The sequence below is a fragment of the Mobilicoccus caccae genome, from assembly GCF_030161635.1.
In the GTDB taxonomy this organism is placed as follows: Bacteria; Actinomycetota; Actinomycetes; order Actinomycetales; family Dermatophilaceae; genus Mobilicoccus; species Mobilicoccus caccae.
On sequence record NZ_BSUO01000001.1, the window covers coordinates 648,767 to 673,746 of the forward strand.

Below are 24,980 nucleotides of genomic sequence, written 5' to 3' on the forward strand. Positions count from 1 at the left end.
CCGAACGGGCCCGCGGGGGAGAACGCCGGGGGGCCGTAGGGGGCGCCGGGGCTGAAGTGGATTCCGGTCACGGACTCGCCCACGGCCATGAGCGCCAGGGGTGCGACGACGAGCAGCCAGAGGCGGCGCATGGCGCTCACGCCGCCCCGGGTCGGGCCGGTGAGCAGCACGAATGCGACGGTGATGAGGGCGCACGCGATGAGCCCCTGGGCTTCCGCGACGACCAACCGCCCACCCGGCCACCACGCCGACCACAGGGGATACGACGCGGCCCACGTCGTGAACAGGGCGACGAGGGCGACGAGCGGGAGGCCGCCGCGGCGGGGGAGTTGCGGTAGGTGCGTGAGCCCGGCGGCCAGGGCCACGGCGTACAGGGTCCAGATGACGGCCGGAGGGAAGAGAGGCGTGAGCGTCGTGAGCATCGGCGCCCACACGGTGAAGACGGCGAGGACCGCTGCTGTGGCGAGGCGGAGGTTGCGGGTGCGGGCTTGCTGTCGGTGGTGGAGGGAGGCTTGGTGGGAGGTCGGCGGGGTGGTCGCCGGGGTGGCAGTCGGCTTGCGGCCCTGGATGGTTCGGGCGACCTCGGCCTCATGGGCGGCTTCGCGGGTGACGTGGGCGCGGACGTCCTCGAGCTGATCGCGGGCAGGCTCAGCGGTGCGGCCGGATGCCTCCGTGCCGACGGTCATCGGAGCGTCGCCGTACTTCATCACGCCCCCTTGATGACCGGCCTCGGCCTCCAGGGTCGCGGTGAACCGGGGCGACGGCCAAGTGCGCTTGCGTCTCAGGGGGATTCGGGCGGCGTCGATCGGTGGACGGTGCTTCGGGAGGAAAGGGTGTCGGAGGGGAGTGGCACGGTGATCTCCATCTGGGGGTGCTTCGGTGCTTCGGGGTCGTGGTTCGGGTCTCTTTGATGCGGCGGTCGGGAGGCCGGCTGTGGATTCTCGAGAATTGAGTTCGTGGCGTTCGGAGTGCGGTGTGCGAATCGCTGTGAGGTGTAACGGAGGTCGGGGTTCATCCACAGCGCTGATCGGGTCTGGAGTTATCAACAGGCTGAGGGTTGTGAGGCGTATTTGTGTTCGATAAGATGCACGTATGACTACAGCCGCACTCACCACGATCATCGGTCCCGCCGATGATGCTGTCGTGGTGCAGGTGGAGCGACTCACCCGGGAGTTGGGTGACCTCGCTCGCGGCGTGGTGTCGATCCCCTCCGGCGACCTCGCGGCGGTGGCGGCGGCCGCGTCGGCGCTGGTGTCGGCGGCCGAGGCCACCCGGGCCGCGGTGGTACTGGAGGCCTACCAGCGGGGCGTGATCGCCCAGTCCGATCACCCGCGGGTCGATCGGTGGGTGGAACAGTCCAGCCGTGAGGGAGGCGCGCCGCTGGCCCGGGCGCAGGCCCGGCAACTCAAGGACATCGCCTCCCTGCCCGAAGGGGAGATCTGGCGGCGCTGCGTCGGGCGATCATCGAGGGACGGGTGCCGATGGAGGCCGCGGCCACGGTCGCGCGGGTCTTTCGTCGGTGGCGCTCTACCATCGACTACGGCGACTGGGACGTGCTGCTGGAGACCCTCATCGGCTGGGCCGCCGAGGGAGCGGTACGCCGCGAGCTGGAAGCCCTCGAAGACATGGTCATCGGGCAGTACGGCACCGCCGGCGCGCTGGACGCCGCCCACGAACGGGACTACCAGCGGCGCGAACTCACCGCCTTCCGCCGCGACCACGCCGGGATGCTGTGCGCGACGCTGCGCCTGGACCCGGCCTCCGAGGCCGTGTTCACCGCCGCGATCCACGCCACCTCCGCACCCCGTCCGGGCGATGACGGCACCCTGGACGAACGCACGCCCGGTCAGCGACGCGCCGACGCGCTGCTGGCCCTGGTCGGGGGCGCGACCACCCCGTCCCGCGCGATGCCCGGCTCGGGATCCAAGGCCAGAGTCGTCATCACGATGACACTGCAGGACCTGCTCTCCGGGATCGCCGACCACGCCGCGGGCGAGTCCGCAGCCCATGGGGCTTTCGGCGGGCAGCGGGTCTCCACCGAGCGAGGCTATGGGACGACCGGATTCGCCCAGGCGCTCTCACCCACCGAGGTGCGGATGCTGGCCTGCGACGCACAGATCATCCCGGCCGTCCTCGGCGGGTCAGGTGAACTCCTCGAACTCGGGCACACCAAACGGCTCATCACCCCCGGGCTGGGATACGCGCTGCAACTACGCGACAAGGGATGCAGCTTCCCCGGCTGCACGGCACCCTCGAGCTGGTGCGACGGACACCACATCACGCACTGGGCCGCCGGCGGACGAACCGACCTGAACAACCTCGCCCTGCTCTGCCGACATCATCACGTCGAAGTCCACCGCAAAGGACATACCGCCACCGTCGACGACGACGCAGTCCACTGGGTCAGATCCGACGGCACACCCATCGGCAATCGACCACGCCCCGACACGCCCTTGGCAGGCACGGCATGAACGGGGTGTCCGGGATGAACGGGGTGAACGGGGTGAACGGCTTCGCGGTCGCTGAGGTGTGCCCGATTCTGCGAACCACATGCCGAGGCCCCGGCAAGCCGATGCTCGCCGGGGCCTCGTCAGTCGATCGTGGGTCAGCAGCCACCCGTGAGGGCGCTGAAGTCGCCGACGATGTTGCTCGATCCGAGGCGGACCGTCTCCGTCAGCGGCAGCTTGTCGAGCTGCGTCTTGACGCTGGTCGGCAGGCACTGACGCAGCGTCAGCGCGAGCGGGGCGTTCACGGAGTGAGCCGCCGGGATGCCGGCGAGGGCGTCCGGGTAGTTCAGGCCCGTAGCGAGGAAGGCGCTGGTCGGCGCCTTGTTGTCCACCGGCTTGCCCGTGACGTTCTCGATGATCAGCGCGGAGGTGGCGAAACGGTCGCTACCACCGGCGCGGTCGATCTGGACGTTGCCGACGATGTCGCCGACCTGGCGGGCCACCGAGGTGCGCACGACGTCGTCACCGCCGACGAGCACGACCTTCTTCGGCGCCAGACGGCGCAGCTCCACGACCGTCTCGTCCGTCAGCGTGCGGCCGTCGGTGAGGAGCATCGCCGCGCCCTCACGAGCCGCACCCGAACCGCCCGCGAGAGCGTCGGGGAAGTTCATGCCGGACGCGATGTAGACCGTGCCACCCGCCGAGCGACCGGCGGAGACCTTGGCCGCCGTCGCGAAGCGGTCAGCGCCCTGGATACGGGACACCGTGGCGATCTCCGCGAGCTGCTTCTCGACGTCCGCGTTCACGGCCGCCGTGCCACCCACGATGCGGATGTTCTTCGGCTGCATGCGGCGGATCTCGGCGAGCACGGACGGCTTGACCGAGCCGCTCGCGGTGAGCATCAGCGGAGCCTTCGCCGACGCCGCGGCCGGACCGGCAGCGAGAGCGTCAGGGAAGTTCATGCCGTTGGCCACGTACACCGTGTCGCGCTGACCAGGGAAGTACTTCTTGGCGATCTCCACCGCGGTCTCGAACCGGTCCGAACCCTGAACGCGGGTGATCGACGGTTCGGAGCGAGCGCTCGTGAACTCGTACGTGAACGTGCGGGTCGACGCGCCGTTGCCGAAGGTCTGGCCCTCTGCCGCGGTCGCCACGACGGTCACCGTCGCCTTGCCGTTGGCGTCCCGCGTCACGGTCGAGGGGACGTTCACCGTGACCGTCGAGCCACTACCGAACGTGACGGGCGCGCCGTTCATCGTCCACGTGACGTTGGGGGTCGACGTGAAGGTCAGGGCGTCGTTGGCGCTACCGGCCGGGTCGGCCTTGGTCGGCTCGGTGACGGTCAGCGCAGCCGGCACCTGAGCGGCGGTCGTCGCGCGCAGGGTCCACTCCTGCGTCGTCTTGCCGTCGGCGAGGACGTAACCCGGCGCAGCGGTGGCGAGCACCTTGACGTCGGTGGAGGCTCCCGAGCCGTGCGTGATCGTCACGTCACGGCTCGACTCGTTCGCACCCAGGGTGATCGGGGTGCCGCCCTGCACGGTCCAGGTCGCCACGCCAGGGGTCTTGTACACGGTGATGACGTCGGCGGTGGACCCCGGCGTGTCCGCCACGCGCGGCGCGGTCACCGAGGCGACCGAGTCGTTGACCGTGACGGCAGAGGCGAACTCGGTCGTCGTGGCGCTGCGCACCTTGAGCTGGTAGTCGCCCTTGGTGGTCTCGGTGATGGTGCAGGTGAGCGTGCCGTCGGCGGCGGCCGCCGCGGGCGCGGCGCACGAGTTGGACTCGGCGAGGTTCGAGAGGTCGTTGGCGCTCGTTGCGGTCAGCGGCACGCTGTACTGGGTCCCGGCCGTCAGGCCGGTGACCTTGGCGGTGAAGGCCTGCCCCGCCACCGGCGCCGTGGGGGTGAGGGTGATCGTGGGAGCAGCCGCGGCGGACGTCGCGGGAATGACGACACCGGCCGCCATCATGGCGACGGTCGCAGCGGTGGTGAGAGAACGAGAACGAACAACAGGCATGTGGTGACACCCCTCCGGTCGCGCGAAGGCGACCTCAAGTTGGAGACCGCGGAACGCTGGACCCCCAAGCCCGCGGTCGGGGCCCAGCATCAGCCGGACGCCCACCCATGATGGTGAACCGGCAGGTCTCCGCTTGCAAGTCGATCAGATGTCCGAGACGTACGTCCAGGAGTGTCGATTGTCCGGTTCGGGGGAGTCACGGTGTGACGGGGTGCGAGGGGCGCCTGCCGCTCAGGAGTGGGGGTCGCTACGGTCGCCGGTCACCAGCGCAGGTCGTCGGTGCGGCGCAGGCGCTCCACGTACACGCCCACGACCTGGCAGATCGAGAAGGTGAGCAGCGGAAAGATCCACGCCTCGACGATGGCCGCCGTATAGAACGTGAGCGCGACAAAGTTGGCGAGCGCGACGATCACGCCGACGCGCACCGAGGCCCGGCCCGAGATGTCGCGGTGAAAATCGCCCGTCGCACAACCCGGGATCAGCGCCACCCGGGCGACGAACGACACGAGGACGACTCCGGCGAGGCCGAGGAGCGACAGCTCGTACAGGGCCGGCAGGCGGGAGATCGACACGGACGTCGCCTCGGCGTCGAGCATGGCCACCGCCATCAGGGCGGGACTGCCGGCGGCCATGGCGGCGGCGGTCACGATCATCGGCAGGGTGAGCCACAGCAGCAGCAGGCATGCCGCGAACTCCAGGTGCGTGCGGAGTTCACGGGTGATGGCTGGGGTGGGTGGCGTGCTGACGACCAGTGCCCCGCCGAGGGTGGGGTGCGTGTCGCTCATGCTCATGTCGCGTCCTTACGTGGTCGACCGTCCGTGGTCTGCATGTGCACCCTCCAGATCGGTCGAACGACCGAGGAGATGAGGGCTGTCGGGTACCGCTACGGATCCCCCTCAGCGGCGCGGCAACCCGTGCTGCTTCAGCAGCGCGTCGACCTTGCTCACCGAGAGGCGGTTCTTCTGGATCGAGGGGGTCTTGTGCTGCTTGGTCCAGTAGCGGGCGAACGACTCGGCCCAGACCTCCGCGGGCATGCCGACGTAGGGGCCGGCGGTGAACGTCTTGCGGCCGGCGAGCTTGGTGACCTCCGCACGCAGGGCCGTCGCCCGGGGCAGGTAGGAGACGGCGTGGCCCAGCTCGTGAGCGGTCACGTAGGCCATCGAGGCGACATCACGGGTCTCGAGGATCGCGATGTCGCGCTTGCCGTACTGGATGTACCCGAGCACCGACATGTCCTTGACCGTGGTGTCGGGCACCTTCCACGTGATCGTCGGCACGCAGTGGACGCGGTAGTTGCCCGCCTTCTTCGCCAGGGCCGTGAACTGCGTGATCGCCGTGCGACACAGGCCGGGAGCCGACGACAGCGGCAGGCGCTCCGACGCGCCGACCTTGGCCGTCGCCCACTCGACCGACTGCACCCACTGTTCCGGCACCAGCTTGCTGTTGACGGTGAGGACCGCGACACCGTCGAACCAGAAGTCGTACCCCTTGGTGGTCCCCGGCTTGCACACGACCGTGTGACCAGACGGACCCCACCAGCTCGGCATCGCCGACTTCACCAGATCGCGACACCGCCGGTCACGGGCGCTCATCGGGGTGGCGTCCGCCTTGCGCACCCGCGCCTTGATGTCGGGGATGCTCATCGCGAGGAACGCATCGCCCTCGGGCGCGGGGGAGCGGGTCGCGGCATGGCGGGTGGGGTGGGAGGCCTGTGTGTCGTCGGGGTCGTCGGCGCTCTGGCCCGGTGCGCTCTGGCCCGGTGCGCTCTGATTCGCCGCGTTCTGGTTCGCCGCGTTCTGGTTCGCTGCGTTCTGGCTCGACGCGCTCAGGCTCGGTGCGGCAGCGAGGGGCTGAGCCGGTGCCGGTGCGGCACAGCCCAGTGCGGCGACGGTCAGTGCGGTCACGGCAGCGGAGAGTTTCACGGTGCCCCCTGGGGCGATGGTGAGCGACATGCGTGCCGACCGTCGTCACCGCGGGAGGCTGCGCACACGAACGGCAGTCATCCTGCCTCATCACGCACCGGGCGCGGGCGGCGGATGTGGACGCTGCAGGCCGGACGGCAACGGCCTTGCGGCTCCCCGGACATGGGAGGACGGTCCCACCCTTTGCGGCTGGGACCGTCACCCGGACTATCGGCACGGAACACCCCGGGGTTACACCCTCGCCATCAGTTCTTGCATGGAAGGAAACCGGCGGGGCGCCCGGGAGACCAGGATCGAGCAGGTCGCCGGCGTCCCGTCAGGGCCGATGAGCGGCGAGAACACGCCGGCCAGGACGTGCGATGTCGCACGTCAGAGGCGCGCGATCGCCACCGATCCCGCGACGTGGATCTCGCGGGAGTCACCCTCCGGGAGGCGCAACGCCAGCTGGGGCCAGAGCGTCGACACCCCGTCGTCCGCGTCGACGACGACGCGCACGGCGTCCTCCTCGGCCTGCATCGTCCACCGGATCCAGCCGCCGTCGAGGACCCCGTCGCCGGAGTCCTCATACCAGGAGCCCCGCGACGTCGTCCCCGGCGGCGGCGGGAAGAGGCGCAGCTCGCGGGAGATGTCCAGGGCCGGGTCCAGGTGCGGCACGACGGGACCGAAGGGGATGCCCGCGCCGCCGCGGACCAGCATCGGCAGACGCTCGAGCGGTGCGTCCAGCTCGACGTCGAGGCCGCCGGCGTAGTGCTCGCCGGTGTGCCAGTCCCACCACCCACCCGGGGTCCGGGGCAGGCGCACGGTCCGCGTCCGGGCACCGTCGACGACCACGGAGGCGACCAGCAGGGACGGGCCGAGCATGAAGTCCGCGTTCTCCTCCCACAGGCGCGGGTCCGACTCGTCGACGGAGAACGTCGGCCGGACGATCGGTTCGTGGCAGATCGTGGCCAGCACCCGCTGCGTGTAGAGGTAGGGCATGAGGCGGTAGCGGAGCTCGATGGCCGCCCGCACCTCCTCGAGCACCTCCGGGTACATCCACGGCTCGTTGACCGACCCGTCCTCGTGCCAGGAGTGGATCGTGAACCTCGGGTGAGCGATGCCGTTCTGCACCCACCGCACGAACAGCTCCGGCGAGGGTTTGGTGCCCGTGAAGCCGCCGACGTCGTGCCCGAAGTCGTACAGGCCCGACAGGCTCATCCCGACGCCCATGATCGTGTTGGCGCGCAACGTCTCCCACGAGCTGTCGTTGTCACCCGACCACGTCTGGGCATACCGCTGCATCCCGGGCAGCCCCGACCGGGAGATGACGTAGGGCCGTCGCTCGGGGCGGTGGGCGCGCTGCTCCTCGTGCGAGGCCCGCACCATGAGGAGGGTCTGAGCGGGGCGCACGTCGCCGATGCGCACCGGCTCGCCGAATCCGTGGCACAGCGCGTTCTCGTCCCACACCTGAAACTCGTTGTTGTCGTTCCACGTGGTCTCGATGCCGAAGTCGAGCAACTGCGTGCGGATCTGCCGGCGCCACCACGTGATCGTGTCCGGGTTGGTGAAGTCGAGGTGGCTGCCGGAGTCGTCCCAGAAGCGGCTGAGCTCGGGACGGCCCGTCGTCACATCGGTGACGAACAGGCCTGCGGCGGCGACCTGCTCGTACAGCGGATGATCCCGCAGCAGACAGGGTTTGATGTTGGCGGCCAGGCGCACGCCGGCGGCACGGAACGCCTCGACGCTCGCGGACGGCTCCGGAAACTTGTCGCGGTTCCACGTGAACACGTACCGCTTGTCACCGATCGAGGTGTACCCGCTGCTGAGCTGGAAGCTGTCGCACGGGATGCGGTGCTGCTTGGTGAGTGCGAGGAACTCCAGCAGCCGCGTCGAGGCGTCCGGGGCGTCGGTGTACGTCATCGTCGACCCCGAATTCCCGAGACTCCACCGGGGCGGCAGGTAGGTGCGGCCGGTCAGGGCGACGAACGCGCGGGTGACGTCGAGGACCTCATCTCCGAACATCAGGTAGAGGTCGAGGTCGCCGGAGTCGGCGTGCCACTGCCAGAACGGCGCGTGGTAGTTGTCCTTGGCCTGACCCAGGTCGAACGTGCAGCGGGAGTAGTTGTCGTAGAACAGGCCGACCGCGCCGCCCGGCTGCCCGGGCACCGTGCGGATGAGCATCGGCCAATGCTTGTAGAGGGGATCGGTGCGTTCGGCGTCGTACCCCATCGCGTCGAGCGCGCGCATCTCGTAACGCCGCCCGGCCCGATCCAGCGGCCCCGCCTTCTCGCCCAGGCCGAGTACCCGCTCGCCGGGGCGGCGTTGCACGGCGTGAGCGACGTCGGTGCCCTCGGGCGCGGTGAGGCCCTCGAGCACGAGGGCGTCCGAGCCCACGTGGTAGGCACCGGTCGCGAGATCCGCCAGCACGACGACCCACTCGCCGCCCACGAGCCGCTCGTAGGTGAGCCGGAACGGGTCGGAGGCCATCCGCACCCGCACATCCCGATGCCGCAGGAGCAGCGTGTCGTCCTCGACCCACGTCTCGACCTCAGGCGCGGAGTCGGCGATGCTCGCGCGGTCCCGACCCTCCCACGGCACGTCCACCTGATCGGGCGAGGGCACCGACCACGTGCGCGGCACGCGGGTGCGTCCGTCCTTGCGGATCCAGACACGCAGCAGCGGCGCCCCTCGAGAGGGAGCGCCGCCACGTGCACGATGTGCCGGCCGTCGACGACCACCTCGCACCCGGTCGGTGTGAACCGGTGATCCGTGATCTTCTCGAGCAACCGCATGACGTCAGTCAGTCACGGAACGCGCCGAGCGGCAAGCAGGTCGGCGCGTGTCGTGACCGGTGTCTCCGGTGCAGCTCAGGAGGGCCAGCCGTAGGGCTTCAGCTCGGCGCAGGTGATCTGCTTGCGGTTGAACCCGTCGGGCCAGCCGGCACAGGTTGCCTGCGTGCGGGCCCAGACCTCCGCGGGCATCGTGTTGTAGTCGCCGCCGCTCCAGCTCCGCATGCCGAGGTAGCTCGCGAACTGCTGACGCTGCCCCGAGGACATGTAGGCGTAGGACCACGCGTGGCCCAGCTCGTGGGCGATGACCGCGCGCAGGAGGTTTCCGGTGAGGTCGGAGCGGATCTCGACCGTGCCCTTGACGAACTCACCCGAGTCGTACCCGACCCACGTCGTGGTCAGACCGAGGGTCTGGGACTCGTCGAACCCGGCTGCGCAGGAGATCGTGTAGCGCGAATCCATCCTGATCGGCCGGAAGGAGGCGACGACCGACTCACACGTCTCGGGGCTCTGGGTGAGCGCCGGAGCGGGGGTGGGGTGTAGGTGGGTGTCGGTGTCGGTGTCGGTGTCGGTGCGGGAGTGGGGGTCGGCGTCGGGCTCGGGGTGGCCGTCGGTGTGGGCGTCGGGTCCGGCGTGGTGAGGGACGGCGCCACGTAGGTCGGCAGCGACCCCGTCGTCGCGGTCGGGACCTTGGCGGCCACGGCCGAGATCGCCCCGTCCGGCACGGCGACCGGGCCACCGAGGGTGCCGATGTTGCGGGCGCCGAGGGTCTTGAGCGTGTCGGCGACTCCGGTGACCAGCGCCGTCGCAGAGGCGGGGGGAGTGAGGACCACCGGGCCGTCGCCGAGGGTGCCTCCGGCCACCGCGTCGGCGAAGGTGTTGCCGCTCGCGAGGTAGGCGACGCTCGAACCGGTCGGGAAGGCGGCGCGGGCGACCTTGCCCGAGGTCTCGTAGCGGTGGGCGCCGGCGATGCGCCCGGTCGAGCGCCCGGAGGCGGCCGAGGACAGGGTGGCGTCCGAGATCGCGGCCGGGCCGCCCAGGCCCGTGACCCTCCGGGGCGAGAGGGCGGACACGAGACCGCGGATCGCCGCGGGCGCCGTGCCGGTGGCGGGCACCGGGACGACCGGACCGTCGCTGAGGGATCCGCCGACGACGGCATCGGGAGATCCGCCGACGCGGGCCAGGTAGACCGTCGAGGCGCCGTTCGGGAACGCGCGCCGCCCGATGGCGGCGGCGGTCTCGTAGACGGAGTCCGTGCCGAGGCGGGAGGTCGAGATCCCCTGGGCCGCGGTCGCGAGCGTCGCGGAAGACACCGACGTGCCACCACCGAGGGCGATGACGCGGCCGGGGGTGAGGCGGCGGATCTCCGCGAGGACGGAGGCGGGCACTGTGCCGGTGGTCGGGACGAGCAGGACGGGCCCGTCGGTCAGGGCGGCTCCGGCGAGGGCCTCGTCGAGCTTGTTGCCGCCGACGAGGTACACCGTCGACGCCGTGGTGGGGGAGTACGCACGGCGGCTGATCTGCACCGACGTCTCGTAGCGGTTGGCTCCCGCGAGGCGCGTCGGCCCGGAGACGGCGCGGTCGACGATGCGCTCGCTCTTCGCGTCGGACTCGACGACGGGCACGTTGATGTCGGCGGTCGTCGTCGTGCTGACGACGGCGCGCACCGGCTCGTCCGGCGGCGGTGTCGGGGTGAGGGCATGGGCAGGGGCGCCGAAGGACACACCGGCGGTGAGACCGGCGGTCACGGCAAGGGTGGACAGAACGCGTGGCAGTCGCGTCATGACTCTCCTCCGTGAGAACTGTGGCAGGTGTCCTCATCCGGAGGACACATCACTCATCGACCACGGAGGCTGGTTCTGTATGAACGCTCACCCACGCTTTCGCCGCTGGTCAGAGGCCTGACCGGGCGCGGTGGGCAAGGCTGTTACGGCGCAGGGATTCTCGGCGCACGGAGGTGATCGTCGAGTTCGAACAGGAGGAGCCGGTGAGTCCGTGGGCACCTTGCCGTCGACTCACGTGCCGTCGACTCACGTGCCGTCGATGACGGGCCTCAGGAGCTGTACCTCGTATCCGAGGTGGTGGGTGAAGGTCGTGACGACCTCATAGTCCGGATCCGGGGAGCGGCCCAGTGCCGGCAGGAGACCCTCGATGCGGCGGCGTGAATCCGGGGCGTCGAGGACCCACGCACCATCGAGCATCTCCCGATCGTGGCTCACCGCAGCCAGGGCGGCGTCGAGGCTGCCTCGGTAGCCGCCGAGCAGCCACGAGCTGCCGACCGGGTGTCCGCCGAGCTGCCGGATGTATCCCGGTGAGGCTCCCGTGACGTCGAGCATGGGGACCCCCTCGAGGTGATGCTCCGCCGCGACGGCCGCGAGCTGCCTCGACGTCGCCGCGTCCTCCGCCGTCAGACGCAGGGTGGCGCCCTCGGGAGACACCGTGGTCACGGCGGTGAGCGCCGGCCGCACGGCTGCCTCGAGCGGCGGGGTGTACCGGTAGCCGTACCCCAGGCTCAGCGCCGCGACGATCAACGCGAACACGGCCGCCCCCGCCGTGTACACGCGCTGCTGCACCGGGAGCCCCGCCAGGAGCACGACACCCGCGACGACCCAGAACACCGCCGCCCGCGACTGCGCGATCCAGTAGTTGCCGTTGGTCCCCACCACGTACGCCAGCGGCAGGAGGGCGAGTGCCACCGCGACGACGATGCGGTGCGTGCCGGGTCGCTGTGAACTCGCCACCCCACCCGGGGAGGGCGCGGAATCCCCGACCTCACGTGCCTCACCCGTCGGCGCCGCCGGCAGCAACATCACGAGCACCGGCACCGGCAGCCACCACCAGGCCAGGAGCGCGAACGGCGACCCCGTCAACGCCGGGTCTCCGAGCGCCGTCGCGGCGAGGGCCACGAGCGTGAGCACGAGACCGGCCACGGGGAGCGCGACCGCGAACAGACCCGCCCGACCGATGCCGGCGAGCACCGAGATGAACGTCGCCGCAGCCATGAGGACCGGGAGCGCGAGCGCGCCGTCGAGCAGGAACGGGTCGAGACGCACCAGGTTCTCGTGCCCCTGCAAGAGCGCGACGCTGCGCGCTCCTCGGAGTAGAAGTCGACGAACCACGCCGGTCCGTGGCCGGTGACGAGCATGAGCGACAGCAACGCGACGACTGCAGCACCACCCACGCCGACCAGCAGTGACACCAGTCGTCGTCGCCTGAGTTCCCCGGGCGTGAGGAGGTGGAACGCGACCACCACCGCCACCGTCAACGCCGCGAGCGCCGCTCCCGTGGTCGCCTTGCCTGCGAACGCGAGCACCCCACCGATGCCGAGAAGGACCGGCCCGACCCACGCCGAACCCGCCTTCGCGCGTGACGTGGCACCGGCGGTGGGGAAGCGCGCCGACAGCAGCAACCCCATCGCCCACAGACACACGCCCCAGAAGGCGACGGTGTTGTAGCTGGGGGTGAGCGGGAAGTACAGCATCGGACCGACGCCGAACGCGGCCACGACCAGCGTCGTCGTCGCCGTCGCGGTCGTCGAGGGGGCGGACGCACGCGACGTCGACCGTGCCGCGATCCACCCCAGCACCCCCGAGGTGAGGAGGCAGAGGAGGGTGCCGACGATCCGCAACGCCAGGACGTCACCGCCGAGCAGCGTGAACAGGGGATGCAGGAGGTGCCCGAACAGGAACACCGACCCGCGGCTCGCCTCGGGGTCGGCCATGAGCAGCAGGTACTGACCCTCGTCGGTGCGGTCGAGTCCCCAGGACAGGCGCGACAGGTGCACGACCACCGTGAGGACCGCCGCGACGATCGCCACCCAGGCGCACCCTCGCAGCAGACGAGCAGTCGACGGCGGCACCTCCCGCGCTCGCGACCCCACGAATTCTCCCCTCGGACAACGCCGTACGACATCCCAGTCTGGCAGCTGTGGATAGCGCGCCCACGCTGCCACGCAGGCGGGCAAGGGTACGGACATGGACGACCAGGCCGCGATCGAGCACGTCCTGGCCCGGTGCGGCGGATACGCGGACCGGCGCACGCTGCTCCGGACCATCGGTCGCCGTGCGCTCGACCGCGCCGTCGCCGACGGGTCCCTCGAGCGCCACGCCCGGGGGTCTACGCATCGGACACCACGGCGCCCTCGGATGCCCGGCTCGCCGCCGAGGCCGGGGAGTGCTCATCGGCGCCTCCGCGGCCCGGCACTGGGGGTGGGAACTGCTCCGCGTACCCGGCACGGTGACCGTCGCCGTTCGACACCACCGTCGGGCCAGCACTCCGAAGCGGGTGCGTATCGTGCTGCGTCCCCTCCCCGAGGAGGAGATCGCCGAAGGGATCGTCACGACCAGGCTGCGCACCGTGCTCGACTGCTCGGTGCTCCTGCCCTTCGAGGAGGCACTGGCCGTGGCCGACTCGGCCCTCCGCTTCGGGAGCCTCGACCACGACGACCTCATCGCAGGTGCGAGGCGATCTCGAGGGCCCGGGCGTCGGGCGAAACTGCGGGTGGCGACGCTCGCGGACGGCAACGCCGCCAACCCGTTCGAATCGGCCCTGCGGGTGCGGTGCCTGGACGCCGGACTGGGCGTCGACTGCCAGGTGCCGATTCGCGTCGGTCGGCACCGGTTTCGCGTCGACCTCGCCGACAGCACACGCCGGATCGTCGTGGAAGGCGACAGCTTCGCCCACCACGCCTCGCCCGAGGCCTTCGCGCGTGACTGCATCCGGTACACCGAACTCACGGTGGCCGGGTGGACGGTGCTCCGCATGCCCTACCGTGCCGTGGTCGACGATCCGGACTGGTGCCGCGCGATGCTGCAGGCGGCCGTCGACCGGGCCGACCGCGGCGAGACCGGGCACCGAGCGGGACTATAAAGTGCACCTACCTAGTGGCCGTCGGCGCATCTCCGCAGGTGACAGGGGTGTGCCCACCGCCGACCTTCGTGCGGCCGCGCGTTACCATCCCGCTCAGTGCTCGCGACTCGCTACATCTCCTCGTGGGTGCGGGGGTCGCCGCCGAAGAGGCGTCCGTCCTCGCGGCCGAGCGCGGTGATGGCCTCGACCTCGGCGCCCGAGAGCTCGAAACCGAAGACGTCGAGGTTGGCCTTCTGCCGGTCGGGGTTCGCCGACTTGGGCAGGGGCAGCGAGCCGATCTGGAGCTGCCAACGCAGGATGACCTGGGCCGGCGTGACGTCGTGGGCCGACGCGGCGTCGGCGACGGCCGGCTCGTCGTAGGCGGCGTCGGCCTTGCCCAACGGGCTCCACGACTCGGTCTGGATGCCGAGTTCGGCGTGGACGGCGCGCATCCGCGCCTGGGGGAAGCGCGGGTGCAGCTCGATCTGGTTGACCGCCGGGGTGACGCCCGTGGCGGAGATGATCTCCCGCAGGTACTCCTCGGTGAAGTTGCTGACGCCGATCGAGGTGACGAGCCCCTGCTCACGGGCCTGCACGAGCCCCTCCCAGGTGCGCACGTACTTGCCCTGGCTCGGGTTGGGCCAGTGGATGAGCACGAGGTCGAGCCGGTCGAGCCCCATCGTCTCCAGGGACGCCTCGATCGACTTCACCGCGCGCGAGGCGCCGTGGTCGCGGCCCGCGACCTTGGTCGTGATCTGCACCTCGTCCCGGGGAAGGCCGCTGCGGCGCAACGCCTCGCCGACCTCGAACTCGTTGCGGTAGTTGACCGCCGAGTCCAACAGCCGGTAGCCGGCCTCGAGTGCGGTCGTCATCGCCGTGATGCCGGCCTCGCCCCGCAGGGGGTAGGTGCCGAATCCGATGCGCGGCAGCGTGGTCCCGTCGTTGAGTTCGTACGTCTCCATGGCGCCAACCTAAACCCGGACCCCGGCGGCCCCGCGCGGTGGCCTCGCGCCCGGGAGGCTCAGGCCGTCGCCTGCGCCATGAGGCCTTGCTCGATCGCCCACCGCCGGGCGTCCTCCGCCACGGCGTCCCAGTCGCGGCCGGGATTCATGACGCCGACCTCGGCGTGGCACGCGATGTTGGGCGCCGCCGTGTATAGGGGGTGGGGGTGGCGGGACTGCATGCCCGCCCGCACCGTCAGCGCGAGACGGAACGGCACGAGCACGGCCGCGCGCACGACGCCGCGCAGTCCCGGGACGAAGTCGCCGCGAGGACCGAGCACGTATTCCTTGTCGTGGTAGGGGTATCGGCCCTGGTAGACGACGCAGGTCTCGTGGTCGAGGAAGCGGTGGCGGAAGGGGAACATCGCCTGCCGGAAGATGCCGTAGTCCTGCCGCAGCGCCCCCAGGCGCGCGCCGAACGTACTGGCCGTGCTCACTCCGTGCACCCACTGCACCCCGCCGGCCTCGATCGGCGGCAGGACCTTCCAGTGCTTGGGGTAGGCGAACGCGCCGGGCGCCTCCTTCTCGTTGGCGAACTCGGGGGTGAGCCCGTACAACGCGAAGTAGGAGACCCCGCTCTGCTCGGCGACGGCCTGCAGCGAGCGCAGCGAGTCGGGCAGGTGCAGGTAGTCGTCCTCGCAGAAGTAGACGACGTCGTCGTCGGGCCACTGACTCTCGATGGCGTAACGCAGGGCCGTCACGTAGCTGCGGCGCATGCCGACCGGGCCACCGGCGATCGTCAGGACGTCACCGAACTTCTCCATCAGGCGCATCCGGTCCTCAGGGATGGGCCCGTCGTTGAGCCAGTGCACCCGCAGGCCGCCTCGTGCGCCGCGCGCACGAACGAGGCGGCGCACAGCAGTTTGCCGAACCACCTCGGACGATCCTTGTCGTTGTCCCCGCCGTAGGAGCGGTAGACGAGGTGAACGGTCATGACAGGTCCCCCTTGCCCGTCGGCGGCACTCCTCAGAGCCGCCGCAGCGACTCGTGTGCCATCACTACCACCGCAAGCTGAAGAACCACAGTCATGATGGTCACGAGCAGGACGGCGGGGTGGGCGCCGTCCAGTCCGTCGCGGACGACGGGAGCGACGTCGTAGGCGATGGTCGCGGTGGCGAGGCCGACGAGTACCCAGTTGAGGACACGGGCGACCGGACGGCGGAACGCCCCCTGTGGCCTGTCGCGGGGCCGGTGGATGGTGGCGGCGGTGTACCCGAACACCAGCGGCGTGGCCAGGGCGATGACTCCGCGCTCGTGTGCGCCGGCGAGGATCAGCGCCACCGTCGCGACGACGCCGAACCCGACGCCGATCGTGAGGATGGAGACCCAGGTCCGTTGTTCCAAGGGGAACAGGGTCCGGGTAGATGTCGCCACACTCACCTGGCGCTCTCCTCGTGGTCGAACGGAACGGCGATGGCCGACCGTGGAATCGCCCTCCCAGTCGGCGGGACGCCGGTCATGCTGAACCTCGACCGCAGACCCTGGACAACCCTTGACCAATCAGTGCCGATTCACTGAACAAACCGCCTCTGACCTGCGGACGTACGACTTGGACCGGGGTCGGGGGGTGCGTGTTCCTCGGCGGCGACCCCGCCACGTCGACCCGCACCGGGCGCCCGCACCTGTGCCGGTGAGATCACGCCTGTTCATGAGAGGTCACCACCGGGTCCGGCGCGGTTAGTCTTCGGGACATGAGTGGCAACTCCGACTTCGACCTGTTCAAGACCTCCGACGACCACGAAGAACTGCGGGCGGCGATCCGCGCGATCTCGGAGAACCAGATCGCACCGCACGCCGCCAAGGTCGATCACGACAAGGTGTTTCCCCAGGAGGCCCTGGACGCCCTGGTCGCGTCCGACTTCCACGCGCCGCACGTGCCGGAGGAGTACGGGGGCATGGGGGCCGACGCCCTGGCCACCTGCATCGTCATCGAGGAGGTCGCGCGGGTCTGTGCCAGCTCGAGTCTCATCCCGGCCGTGAACAAGCTGGGCTCGATGCCGGTGATCCTCGGCGGGGACGAGGACATCAAGAAGAAGTACCTCGCCCCCATGGCCGCCGGTGACGCCATGTTCAGCTACGGGCTCTCCGAGCGTGAGGCCGGCTCCGACACCGCGTCGATGAAGACCCGCGCCACGCGCACCGGCGACGACTGGGTGCTCAACGGACAGAAGAGCTGGATCACCAACGCCGGGGCCTCGGAGTACTACACGGTCCTCGCGGTCACCGACCCCGACGGTCGTCGCGGCGCCAACGTCAGCGCGTTCGTCGTCGAGAAGGGCGATGAGGGGTTCACGTTCGGTGAGCCCGAGCGCAAGCTCGGCATCAAGGGTTCGCCCACGCGCGAACTGTTCTTCGACAACTGCCGCATCCCCGGCGACCGCATCATCGGCGCCGAGGGCTCGGGTCTCAAGCTCGCGCTGCGCACCCTGGACCACACGCGCGTCACCATCGGCGCGCAGGCCGTCGGCATCGCCCAGGGCGCCCTCGACTACGCCGTGGGGTACGTCAAGGAGCGCAAGCAGTTCGGCAAGGCCATCGCCGAGAACCAGGCCATCCAGTTCATGCTCGCCGACATGGCGATGGAGCTCGAGGCCGCCCGCCAGCTCGTGTACGTGGCGGCGAGCAAGTCCGAGCGTCAGGACTCCGACCTGGGCTTCTTCGGTGCCGCGGCCAAGTGCTTCGCCGCCGACGCCGCGATGAAGATCACGACCGACGCCGTCCAGCTCCTCGGTGGCGCCGGGTACGTCGAGGACCACCCGGTCGAGCGCATGATGCGCGACGCCAAGATCACGCAGATCTACGAAGGCACCAACCAGATCCAGCGCCTCGTCATGGGCCGCATGGTCCTGCGCTGACCTGCCCTCGCGCGACGACCGTGGACACCGTCCACGGTCGTCGTGTTTTCGGGCTCGCGACACGGGTCCGACCCTGCCCAGATTGCGCTCAGGTGAACAGGAATACTTGGCGACCATGAGTTCCCCTGAAGACGATTCACGCCGTCGCCACCGCGACGACCCGGGCCTCGACACGATCGAGGTCCGGCGGGGATCGTCGTCGCTCTCGGATCCCGAGGCCCTCACGCCGCGGCTGCGCAGGCGGCGGGCGTTCACGCTCGTCCTGCTGACGCTGGTGGCGCCGGGGTCGGCGCAGATCGTGGCCGGCAACCGCCGGTTGGGGCGCAGCGCGTTGCGGGGGCGGTGCTCGTCCTGGGGTTGGCGGTCCTCGCCGCGCTCACCTACCTCATCAGCCCGGGGATGCTGCTCGGCATCGTCACCGGGCCGTGGTTCCTCGGGGCGCTGGCCGCGTTCCTCGTCGTCGCGGGGCTGTTCTGGGCGTTCCTCTTCCTCGACGCGCTGCGGCTCGCCCGGTTGCGGCGGGTGCAGCCGAGTACCCGCCGCCTCGTGGCGTTCCTCACGGCGCTGCTCATGCTGCTCACGAGCGGGTCGCTGTTCACGGCGGCGTGGCTGGTGTGGGCGGGGCGCACGGCGGTCACCAACGTGTTCAACGCCTCCGAGCGGCAGGCGCCCTCCCACGGCCGGTACAACGTGCTGCTCATCGGCTCCGACGCCGGCTCCAACCGCAGGGGCGTGCGGGCCGACACCCTCATGCTGGCCAGCGTCGACGCCGCCACCGGACGCAGCGCGCTGTTCGGGTTCGCCCGCGACACCGAGAACATCAACTTCCGGCCCGGCTCGACGATGGCCCGGCTCATGCCCGAGGGCTGGAACTGCGGCGACCAGTGCCTGCTCAACGGCCTGTACCAGTGGGGCACCGAGCATCGCGACCAGTTTCCGCCGGAGGTCAAGAACCCCGGGGCGGAGGCCACCAAGGAGGCCGTCGAGGCGCTGTCCGGGCTCGACATCCAGTACTACGCGATGGTCGACCTCGTCGGGTTCCGCCGGTTCGTCGACGCCGTCGGGGGAGTCGACGTGCAGGTCGGGCGCCGCACGCCGATGGGCGGTGGCACCTCGCCGATCTCGGGGTGGATCGAGCCCGGCCGCCAGACGCTGGATGGGTATCACGCGCTCTGGTATGCCCGCTCGCGCGAGGGCGCGTCGAACTACGACCGCATGGCCCGCCAGAAGTGCGTCATGACCGCGATGCTCCACCAGCTCGACCCGCAGACGGTCATCCTCAAGGCGCAGGACATCGCCGAGATCTCCGGCGGCACCGTCGAGACCGACATCCCCTCAGGCGATCTCGGCCGGCTCGGGGCGCTCGCGATGAAGGCCCGCGACGGCGACATGACCACGGTCAACTTCACCCCGCCGCTGATCCAGCCGTGGAACTACGACCCGCAGCGCATCCACGAGATCGTGCAGAAGACGATCGCGGGCGACCCCGACCCGACGGGCCGTGGGGCGACGAGCGGGTCGAGGCGGGGATCCACAAGCGGGTCCACGAGCGGGTCGACGTCGGGAGCGACGTCGGGCTCGCAGCGCACCTCGACGCCGGGGGCGACTCCTCGCGGTCGACGTCCGGCTCCGCGCAGTCCGGGTCCGGGGGAGTGAGGACGCCGAGCAGTACCGGTTCAGCGTCAAGGACGACGACGGGCTCATCTGCGGCGTGCCGTGACCCACGGCCTGGCACGAGGTCGCGCAGGGGCGCGGCACAATGGGGCGGACGACCGGCACCGGGAGCCGGAACGAGCAGGACGAACGGATGAGGGAACGGGGAGAGACGACGTGAGCGGACAGCAGTCGGCCCGCCTGCCCGCGGTGAGCGTCGTGATGCCGGTGCTGCAGGAGGAGCGGCATCTGGGCGCGGCGGTCCGGCAGGTGCTCGCCCAGGAGTACCCGGGTGAGCTCGAGGTCGTGCTGGCCGTGGGGCCGAGCAAGGACCGCACGCAGGAGGTCGCCGACGCGCTCGCGGCCGAGGACCCGCGCGTACGCATCGTCGCCAATCCCAGCGGACGCACGCCCGACGCCCTCAACGCCGGCATCGGCGCGGCGCGGCACCAGATCATCGCGCGCGTCGACGGACACGCCGAACTCTGCGACGGCTACCTCGCCACCGCGGTCACCGAGCTGTTGCGGGTGGGTGCGGCGAACGTCGGCGGCATCATGGACGCCCAGGGCCGCACCCCGCTCGAGCGGGCGGTCGCCGCGGCGATGAAGAGCCGGATCGGGGTGGGCAACGCGCGATTCCACGTCGGCGGCGAGGCCGGGGAGGCCGAGACCGTGTACCTCGGGGTGTTCCGCCGCGAGGCGCTGGAGGCCGCGGGTGGCTACGACTCGCACTTCGCGCGCGCCCAGGACTGGGAGCTCAACCACCGCATCCGCTCCGCCGGTGGGCTCGTGTGGTTCGTGCCCGACCTCACCGTCACCTACCGCCCCCGCGGCACCTTCATGGCGCTGGCGCGTCAGTACTTCAACTACGGCCGGTGGCGTCGCGTCGTGGCCACCCGCCACGAGGGCACGATCAACCTGCGTTACCTCGCGCCGCCCGCCATGGTCGTGGGCACCTCGGCGGCCACCCTGCTCGGCCTGGCCTCGCGACGCACCCGGGCGGCGCTGCTCGTGCCGCTCGCGTACGGCGCGGCCGTCACCGTGGGCGGCGTGGCCATCAGCGCGGGGGAGTCCCTCACGACCCGCCTGCAGACGCCCGCGGTGCTCGCGACGATGCACTGGTGCTGGGGACTGGGTTTCATCACCAGCCCCAAGCGGCTGCGCACCGTGGCCCGCACGGTCGCCGAGCACGATGAGCACGCAGGGCACGACGCAGCGCGCGACGTCGCGGACGGCGCCGAGGGCACGACGGACCGTGACGCATGAGGGTGCTCATGCTCGTGGCGACCACGGTGGCCACCGACACCCGCGTGCTGCGGGAGGCGACGACGCTGGTCGGCGCCGGTCACGAGGTCCACATCATCGGTCGCTCGGTGCCGGAGGACTTCGTCCCGCCGGCCGGGGTGAGCTGTTCGAGCGTGGGCACCTCCTCGGTGTTCCGCGCCGAGGGAACTCCCTCGTTGTCGGGCGTGCGGCTGCCACCGCACATGCGGCTCGCACGCTGGATCCTGTTGCCGCAGCACCGTAATTCGGCGTTCGGTCGCTGGGCGGCCGGGGCGATCGCCGACGCCCGCGGGCGTGAGTTCGACGTCGTGCACGCCCACGACTACACGGCCCTGGAGGCCGGCGCGAGGTTGGCCGGCGAGCGCGGTGTGCCGTACGTCTACGACACCCACGAGCTGTGGACCGGACGCCCCCGGGAGTACCGTCCGACGCCGCTGCTGGACCGGCGCGAACGGCGGCTGGAGTCCGAGCTCGGGGCGGGGGCGGCGGCCGTCATCACCGTGGGGGAGGGTGTGGCCGACGCGCTGCGCGAGCGGTACGGATGGGACCACGTCGAGGTGGTGCGCAACACGTTCCCGCTGTCGGTGCAGCCGCGGCGAGGAGTCGCCGACGGGCCGCGTGACCCGGATCGGCACGGGCCTCGCGGCCTGGTCTATGCGGGGCGGCTCGCGGCGTTCCGCGAGTTGGAGACGGTCGCCGAGGCCAGTGGCCGCCTGGCGCAACTGGGCCTGCCCGTCACGCTGCGCGGCCCGGCCGACGCCACGTGGCTCGCGACCTTCGACCGCGGCACCGCCCGCATCGAACCCCCTGCACACCCGATGAGGTGACCCAGCACCTCTTCGCCGCGGGGCTCGTGCTCGTCACCCACTCCGACCGGTGGGAGAACCACCGACTCGCCTTGCCCAACAAGCTGTTCCACGCGGTGCAGGCGGGGGTGCCCGTCATCGCCACCGACGTCGGCGAACTCGCCCGCATCGTGCGTCGGTACGACATCGGCACTCTCTACGCACCCGGCGACGCCGACTCCCTCGTCGACGCCGCCCGCCGCGCCGTGGCCGGCTACCGCACCCTGCGGCAGGCCGTGCGCGAGGCGGCTCCGGAACTCAGTTGGGAGACCGACGGCCGCCGGCTCCTGGAGGTCTACACGCGACTGGGCACCGACCCCCGGATCTCGGGCCGGTCCCATGAGTAGCGTGTCCCCAGCACCGATCCATGTAAGGAGCACCATGAACGCTGAATCCGACCTCAGGGACGGTCAGCGATGAGTGCTGTCACCACACCCCACGGCGACGACGCCCCGATCTACCACCGGTACGAGCCACACAAGGCCGGCATGCCGCCCCTGCGCACCTACCTGCGGGAGCTGTGGCGCCGCCGCGAGTTCGCCGTCGAGACGTCCAAGGCGAACATGCGCGCGGCCAACACCCGCACGTTCTTCGGGCAGGCCTGGCTCATCATCAACCCGCTGCTGCTGGCGCTCGTGTACTACATCCTCGTGGACGTGCTGCGCGGACGGGCAGGAGAGCCGTTCGACGCGTCGTTCTTCGCCCACCTGACCGCAGGTCTGTTCGTCTTCTACTTCTTCCAGGGGGCCGTCAACACCGGTGCGAGTTCGGTCACCGGTGCCGGCAAGGTCATTCTCAACACCGCGATGCCTCGGCTGCTCCTGCCGATCGCGGCGGTCCGCACGGGCTTCTATCGCTTCCTGCCGACGGTGCCGGTGTACTTCATCTTCCACATCCTGGCGGGTAACCCCTGGACGCTCGCGACCTTCGTCGTCGCGCCGATCTTCCTCCTGCTGCTGACGATCTTCGCCACGGGCCTGGCCGCCTTGTTCGCTGCATTGCAGGTCTATTTCCGCGACGCGGCCAGCTTCCTTCCCTACGTCATGCGGATCTGGCTCTACTCCTCACCGGTGCTGTGGACCATCGACCAGTTGCCCGCGGCGCTCGCCCCCTTCGCGGCGTTCAACCCGTTGTACGCGCTGGTCGGCGGCTACAACGAGGCGTTGCAGCAAGGCATCTTCCCGGCCCCCGAGATCTGGCTGCTCGCCCTGGCCTGGGCGTTCGGAGCCCTCGTGCTCGGCTGCGTCTACTTCCTCATGAGGGAGCGTGATTTCGCTGTCCGCCTCTGACCGCTCCGCATCGTCCGACAAACCCGGGTTCTCCGTCGGTGGCGCGTTCGCCCTGGGCAACCGCAAGGACGACAAGACCCGTCGCAAGGCCGAGAAGGCCGCGCACGTCGAGCACAGCTACGTCGACAACTCCTACCGCACCGACCTCGCGGTCAGCGTCCAGCACCTGTCGATCACCTACCGCACCACCTTCGAGCGCGTACCGACGTTCAAGAACGCCATCGTGCGGGCGGGGCGCGGAGAGCGCGCGCTCGTGGAGGTCAAGGCCCTCAAGGACGTTTCGATCGACGTCCCGAACGGCACCGCCCTCGGCATCATCGGGGCCAACGGGGCGGGCAAGTCGACGATCATGCGCACGATCGCGGGCATCCTGCCGCCCACCGACGGTCGCGTCGAGGTATGGGGGCGCGCCAGCACGCTGCTCGCGCTCGGTGTCGGGTTCAACGCGCAACTCTCCGGGCGGGAGAACGTCATCCTCGGCGGGCTCGCCTCGGGACTCTCCCGGCAGGAGGTCAACGAGCGCGCCGAAGAAGTGGCGGAATGGGCGGAGCTCGGCGATTACATCGACGCGCCGATGCGCACGTACTCCTCCGGAATGTTCAGCCGTCTCGCGTTCAGCGTCGCGGTGCACATGAAGCCCGACATCCTCATGATCGACGAGGCCTTGTCGGCCGGTGACGCGGCGTTCCGCGAGAAGGCCAACGCCAAGATGGAGGAACTGCGCAGCTCGGCGCGCGCGATGTTCCTCGTCAGCCACGGCCTGTCGAGCATCAAGGACATGTGCAACGACTGCATCTGGCTGCACAAGGGCCAGGTGATGATGCACGACTCTCCCGAGGCCTGCATCGACGCCTACACGCAATTCGTCAAGGTCGGCAAGACCCCGCGCACCATGGACGAGATGTGAGCCCGACCTCCTTCGACGTCACCTTTCTGACGTCCGGACACGACGTCGCCGACGCGCGTCTGCACCGTGAGGCCGCTGCACTGGTGGCGGCGGGGTTGCGGGTCGAGGTGCTGGGCCTGGGGCGGGTCGAGGACGGGCCGCCGGAGACCTCGGTGCGCACGTGGAGTCGGGTCGGCGGGGCGCGCCGGGCGGCGCTCGCGGCCCGGATGGCGGCTCGTGCGGGCGGACGGGTGCTCATCTCCCTCGATCCGGACTCCGCCCTCGCGGCGCACGCGGCCGTGGTCGCGAGCGGCCGTGAACTCGTCGTCGACGTCCACGAGGACTTCGGCGCGCTGCTGTCGGATCGGCCCTGGACCGCCTCGTTCGGGGGCGCTGCCGGGCGGGTCGCGCGCGAGGTGGTGCGCGGGTTCCACCGCGTCGCCGGCCGGGCCGCGATGACGGTGGTCGCCGACGAGCACGTCCCGCCGCTGCGCGCGCGCCACCGGCTCGTGCTGCCCAACGACCCCGACCTGGGCATGCTGCCCGACCCGGTCGATCCGGGCAGCTCGCCGCGGGCGTTGTACGTCGGTGACGTGCGCGCCAGCCGCGGTCTGTTCGCCATGCTCGAGGCGGTGCGCGGTGCGCCGCAGTGGTCGCTCGACATCGTCGGTCCGGTCGCGCCCGCCGACGCCGACGCCCTCGCCGAGACCCTCGCCGCCGACACCGACCTCGCCGGGCGCGTGACGTTCCACGGACGCCGGCCTCCGCGTAAGGCGTGGCGGCTCGCGAGCGGTGCCTGGGTCGGGATGCTGCTGCTCGCCGACACCCCGGCGTTCCGCGATGCCCTGCCGAGCAAGGCGGGGGAGTACCTGGCCTGTGGCCTCCCGATCGTCACGACCGACCTGCCGAGACAGGCTGCGCTGGTGGGAGACTCGCTCGGCGTGGTCGTGCCAACCGGCACCGACGAGGCCGTCGGCGCCGCCGTGGCCGAGCACCTGCGTGCGTGGGCGGAGGACCCGCACCGGCTGCATGCGATGCGCGCGGAGGCGCTGGAGGCCTCGGTCCGGGGCCGGCGCGAACGCGGCGAACCCGACCCCTACGCGCTGTTCGCCGACGCGGTCCTCGAACTGCTCGCGAGTCCGGAGACGCCGTGAGTCCCGACCGCGG

Annotated in this window: 22 protein-coding genes and 1 pseudogene; 11 read left to right on the top strand and 12 right to left on the bottom strand. The window is 70.7% G+C overall.

The features are described 5' to 3' along the window. Positions 1-1,427: 1,427 nt before the first annotated feature. Together QQK49_RS03290 and QQK49_RS22555 are read left to right on the top strand one after the other, a co-directional pair. Positions 1,428-2,207: pseudogene (locus tag QQK49_RS03290) on the top strand (DUF222 domain-containing protein); the annotation flags it as partial. After that, a complete protein-coding gene (locus QQK49_RS22555; RefSeq protein WP_348536248.1) occupies positions 2,205-2,471 on the top strand; it encodes an HNH endonuclease signature motif containing protein in 267 nt (88 codons plus the stop codon). The pseudogene QQK49_RS03290 and the gene QQK49_RS22555, both read left to right, overlap by 3 nt. A 134-nt stretch (positions 2,472-2,605) precedes the next feature. Here the strand turns inward: QQK49_RS22555 and QQK49_RS03295 are convergent, their stop codons facing one another. The 8 genes from QQK49_RS03295 to QQK49_RS03330 form a co-directional block, all read right to left on the bottom strand. Beyond that, positions 2,606-4,462: a cell wall-binding repeat-containing protein gene (locus tag QQK49_RS03295; RefSeq protein ID WP_284302681.1), complete on the bottom strand. Its 1,857-nt coding sequence runs from the start codon at positions 4,460-4,462 to the stop codon at positions 2,606-2,608. A gap of 260 nt (positions 4,463-4,722) precedes the next feature. Continuing rightward, a complete protein-coding gene (locus QQK49_RS03300; RefSeq protein ID WP_284302682.1) occupies positions 4,723-5,253 on the bottom strand; it encodes a hypothetical protein in 531 nt (176 codons plus the stop codon). Positions 5,254-5,358: 105 nt separating this feature from the next. After that, positions 5,359-6,384 (bottom strand): hypothetical protein, encoded by a 1,026-nt coding sequence (locus QQK49_RS03305; protein ID WP_284302683.1) that lies wholly within the window; start codon positions 6,382-6,384, stop codon positions 5,359-5,361. A 369-nt stretch (positions 6,385-6,753) separates the two neighbouring features. Beyond that, positions 6,754-9,108, bottom strand: a complete 2,355-nt coding sequence (locus tag QQK49_RS03310; RefSeq protein ID WP_348536072.1) for a glycoside hydrolase family 31 protein — start codon at positions 9,106-9,108, stop codon at positions 6,754-6,756. Positions 9,109-9,230: 122 nt separating this feature from the next. After that, a complete protein-coding gene (locus QQK49_RS03315) occupies positions 9,231-9,614 on the bottom strand; it encodes a zinc metalloprotease (protein WP_284302685.1) in 384 nt (127 codons plus the stop codon). Then, positions 9,551-10,936: a cell wall-binding repeat-containing protein gene (locus QQK49_RS03320; protein ID WP_284302686.1), complete on the bottom strand. Its 1,386-nt coding sequence runs from the start codon at positions 10,934-10,936 to the stop codon at positions 9,551-9,553. Before QQK49_RS03320 ends, QQK49_RS03315 begins: the two co-directional genes overlap by 64 nt. Before the next feature lie 246 nt (positions 10,937-11,182). Beyond that, on the bottom strand, positions 11,183-12,130 hold the full coding sequence (locus QQK49_RS03325) for a hypothetical protein (protein ID WP_284302687.1): 948 nt from the start codon (positions 12,128-12,130) through the stop codon (positions 11,183-11,185). Continuing rightward, positions 12,019-12,969 (bottom strand): hypothetical protein, encoded by a 951-nt coding sequence (locus tag QQK49_RS03330; RefSeq protein ID WP_284302688.1) that lies wholly within the window; start codon positions 12,967-12,969, stop codon positions 12,019-12,021. The genes QQK49_RS03325 and QQK49_RS03330 overlap by 112 nt, the downstream gene beginning before the upstream one ends. Before the next feature lie 476 nt (positions 12,970-13,445). On the opposite strand from QQK49_RS03330, the gene QQK49_RS03335 reads away from it, so the two are divergent. After that, on the top strand, positions 13,446-14,021 hold the full coding sequence (locus QQK49_RS03335; protein WP_284302689.1) for an endonuclease domain-containing protein: 576 nt from the start codon (positions 13,446-13,448) through the stop codon (positions 14,019-14,021). A 110-nt stretch (positions 14,022-14,131) separates the two neighbouring features. Here the strand turns inward: QQK49_RS03335 and QQK49_RS03340 are convergent, their stop codons facing one another. Genes QQK49_RS03340 through QQK49_RS03355 form a run of 4 tightly spaced genes read right to left on the bottom strand, consistent with a single transcriptional unit; the run spans position 14,132 to position 16,345 of the window. After that, positions 14,132-14,962, bottom strand: a complete 831-nt coding sequence (locus QQK49_RS03340; RefSeq protein WP_284302690.1) for an aldo/keto reductase — start codon at positions 14,960-14,962, stop codon at positions 14,132-14,134. Positions 14,963-15,021: 59 nt separating this feature from the next. Beyond that, entirely contained in the window at positions 15,022-15,774 is a 753-nt protein-coding gene (locus tag QQK49_RS03345; protein ID WP_284302691.1) for a hypothetical protein, read from the bottom strand. Then, positions 15,765-15,935, bottom strand: a complete 171-nt coding sequence (locus QQK49_RS03350; RefSeq protein WP_284302692.1) for a hypothetical protein — start codon at positions 15,933-15,935, stop codon at positions 15,765-15,767. The genes QQK49_RS03345 and QQK49_RS03350 overlap by 10 nt, the downstream gene beginning before the upstream one ends. Positions 15,936-15,967: 32 nt before the next feature. Then, the gene (locus tag QQK49_RS03355) at positions 15,968-16,345 is read right to left on the bottom strand and encodes a hypothetical protein (RefSeq protein ID WP_284302693.1); all 378 of its coding nucleotides are present in this window, start codon (positions 16,343-16,345) and stop codon (positions 15,968-15,970) included. 347 nt (positions 16,346-16,692) lie between these two features. Between QQK49_RS03355 and QQK49_RS03360 the strand changes: the two genes are divergently transcribed. The 8 genes from QQK49_RS03360 to QQK49_RS03395 all read left to right on the top strand — a co-directional run bounded on the left by QQK49_RS03360 (position 16,693) and on the right by QQK49_RS03395 (position 24,967). After that, positions 16,693-17,856: an acyl-CoA dehydrogenase family protein gene (locus tag QQK49_RS03360; protein WP_284302695.1), complete on the top strand. Its 1,164-nt coding sequence runs from the start codon at positions 16,693-16,695 to the stop codon at positions 17,854-17,856. A 342-nt stretch (positions 17,857-18,198) separates the two neighbouring features. Beyond that, positions 18,199-19,512 carry an LCP family protein gene (locus QQK49_RS03365; RefSeq protein ID WP_284302697.1) on the top strand — a complete coding sequence of 438 codons (1,314 nt, stop codon included), beginning with the start codon at positions 18,199-18,201 and terminating at the stop codon, positions 19,510-19,512. Positions 19,513-19,686: 174 nt separating this feature from the next. Beyond that, positions 19,687-20,775: a glycosyltransferase family 2 protein gene (locus QQK49_RS03370; protein ID WP_284302698.1), complete on the top strand. Its 1,089-nt coding sequence runs from the start codon at positions 19,687-19,689 to the stop codon at positions 20,773-20,775. Continuing rightward, entirely contained in the window at positions 20,772-21,620 is an 849-nt protein-coding gene (locus QQK49_RS03375; RefSeq protein ID WP_284302699.1) for a glycosyltransferase family 4 protein, read from the top strand. The genes QQK49_RS03370 and QQK49_RS03375 overlap by 4 nt, the downstream gene beginning before the upstream one ends. Further along, the gene (locus QQK49_RS03380; protein WP_284302701.1) at positions 21,617-21,985 is read left to right on the top strand and encodes a glycosyltransferase; all 369 of its coding nucleotides are present in this window, start codon (positions 21,617-21,619) and stop codon (positions 21,983-21,985) included. Before QQK49_RS03375 ends, QQK49_RS03380 begins: the two co-directional genes overlap by 4 nt. A 69-nt stretch (positions 21,986-22,054) precedes the next feature. Next, the gene (locus tag QQK49_RS03385) at positions 22,055-22,927 is read left to right on the top strand and encodes an ABC transporter permease (RefSeq protein ID WP_284302702.1); all 873 of its coding nucleotides are present in this window, start codon (positions 22,055-22,057) and stop codon (positions 22,925-22,927) included. Further along, on the top strand, positions 22,905-23,834 hold the full coding sequence (locus tag QQK49_RS03390; RefSeq protein WP_284302703.1) for an ABC transporter ATP-binding protein: 930 nt from the start codon (positions 22,905-22,907) through the stop codon (positions 23,832-23,834). The genes QQK49_RS03385 and QQK49_RS03390 overlap by 23 nt, the downstream gene beginning before the upstream one ends. Further along, a complete protein-coding gene (locus tag QQK49_RS03395; RefSeq protein ID WP_284302704.1) occupies positions 23,831-24,967 on the top strand; it encodes a glycosyltransferase in 1,137 nt (378 codons plus the stop codon). Before QQK49_RS03390 ends, QQK49_RS03395 begins: the two co-directional genes overlap by 4 nt. Positions 24,968-24,980 lie beyond the last annotated feature (13 nt).

What these genes read in the sequence shown, in the direction of transcription:
- QQK49_RS03340 (WP_284302690.1), bottom strand. Translation starts at nt 14,962, where the DNA reads ATGGAGACGTACGAACTCAACGACGGGACCACGCTGCCGCGCATCGGA.
- QQK49_RS03315 (WP_284302685.1), bottom strand. Translation starts at nt 9,614, where the DNA reads ATGGATTCGCGCTACACGATCTCCTGCGCAGCCGGGTTCGACGAGTCC.
- QQK49_RS03360 (WP_284302695.1), top strand. Translation starts at nt 16,693, where the DNA reads ATGAGTGGCAACTCCGACTTCGACCTGTTCAAGACCTCCGACGACCAC.
- QQK49_RS03295 (WP_284302681.1), bottom strand. Translation starts at nt 4,462, where the DNA reads ATGCCTGTTGTTCGTTCTCGTTCTCTCACCACCGCTGCGACCGTCGCC.
- QQK49_RS03345 (WP_284302691.1), bottom strand. Translation starts at nt 15,774, where the DNA reads ATGCGCCTGATGGAGAAGTTCGGTGACGTCCTGACGATCGCCGGTGGC.
- QQK49_RS03320 (WP_284302686.1), bottom strand. Translation starts at nt 10,936, where the DNA reads ATGACGCGACTGCCACGCGTTCTGTCCACCCTTGCCGTGACCGCCGGT.
- QQK49_RS03350 (WP_284302692.1), bottom strand. Translation starts at nt 15,935, where the DNA reads ATGACCGTTCACCTCGTCTACCGCTCCTACGGCGGGGACAACGACAAG.
- QQK49_RS03375 (WP_284302699.1), top strand. Translation starts at nt 20,772, where the DNA reads ATGAGGGTGCTCATGCTCGTGGCGACCACGGTGGCCACCGACACCCGC.
- QQK49_RS03300 (WP_284302682.1), bottom strand. Translation starts at nt 5,253, where the DNA reads ATGAGCATGAGCGACACGCACCCCACCCTCGGCGGGGCACTGGTCGTC.
- QQK49_RS03385 (WP_284302702.1), top strand. Translation starts at nt 22,055, where the DNA reads ATGAGTGCTGTCACCACACCCCACGGCGACGACGCCCCGATCTACCAC.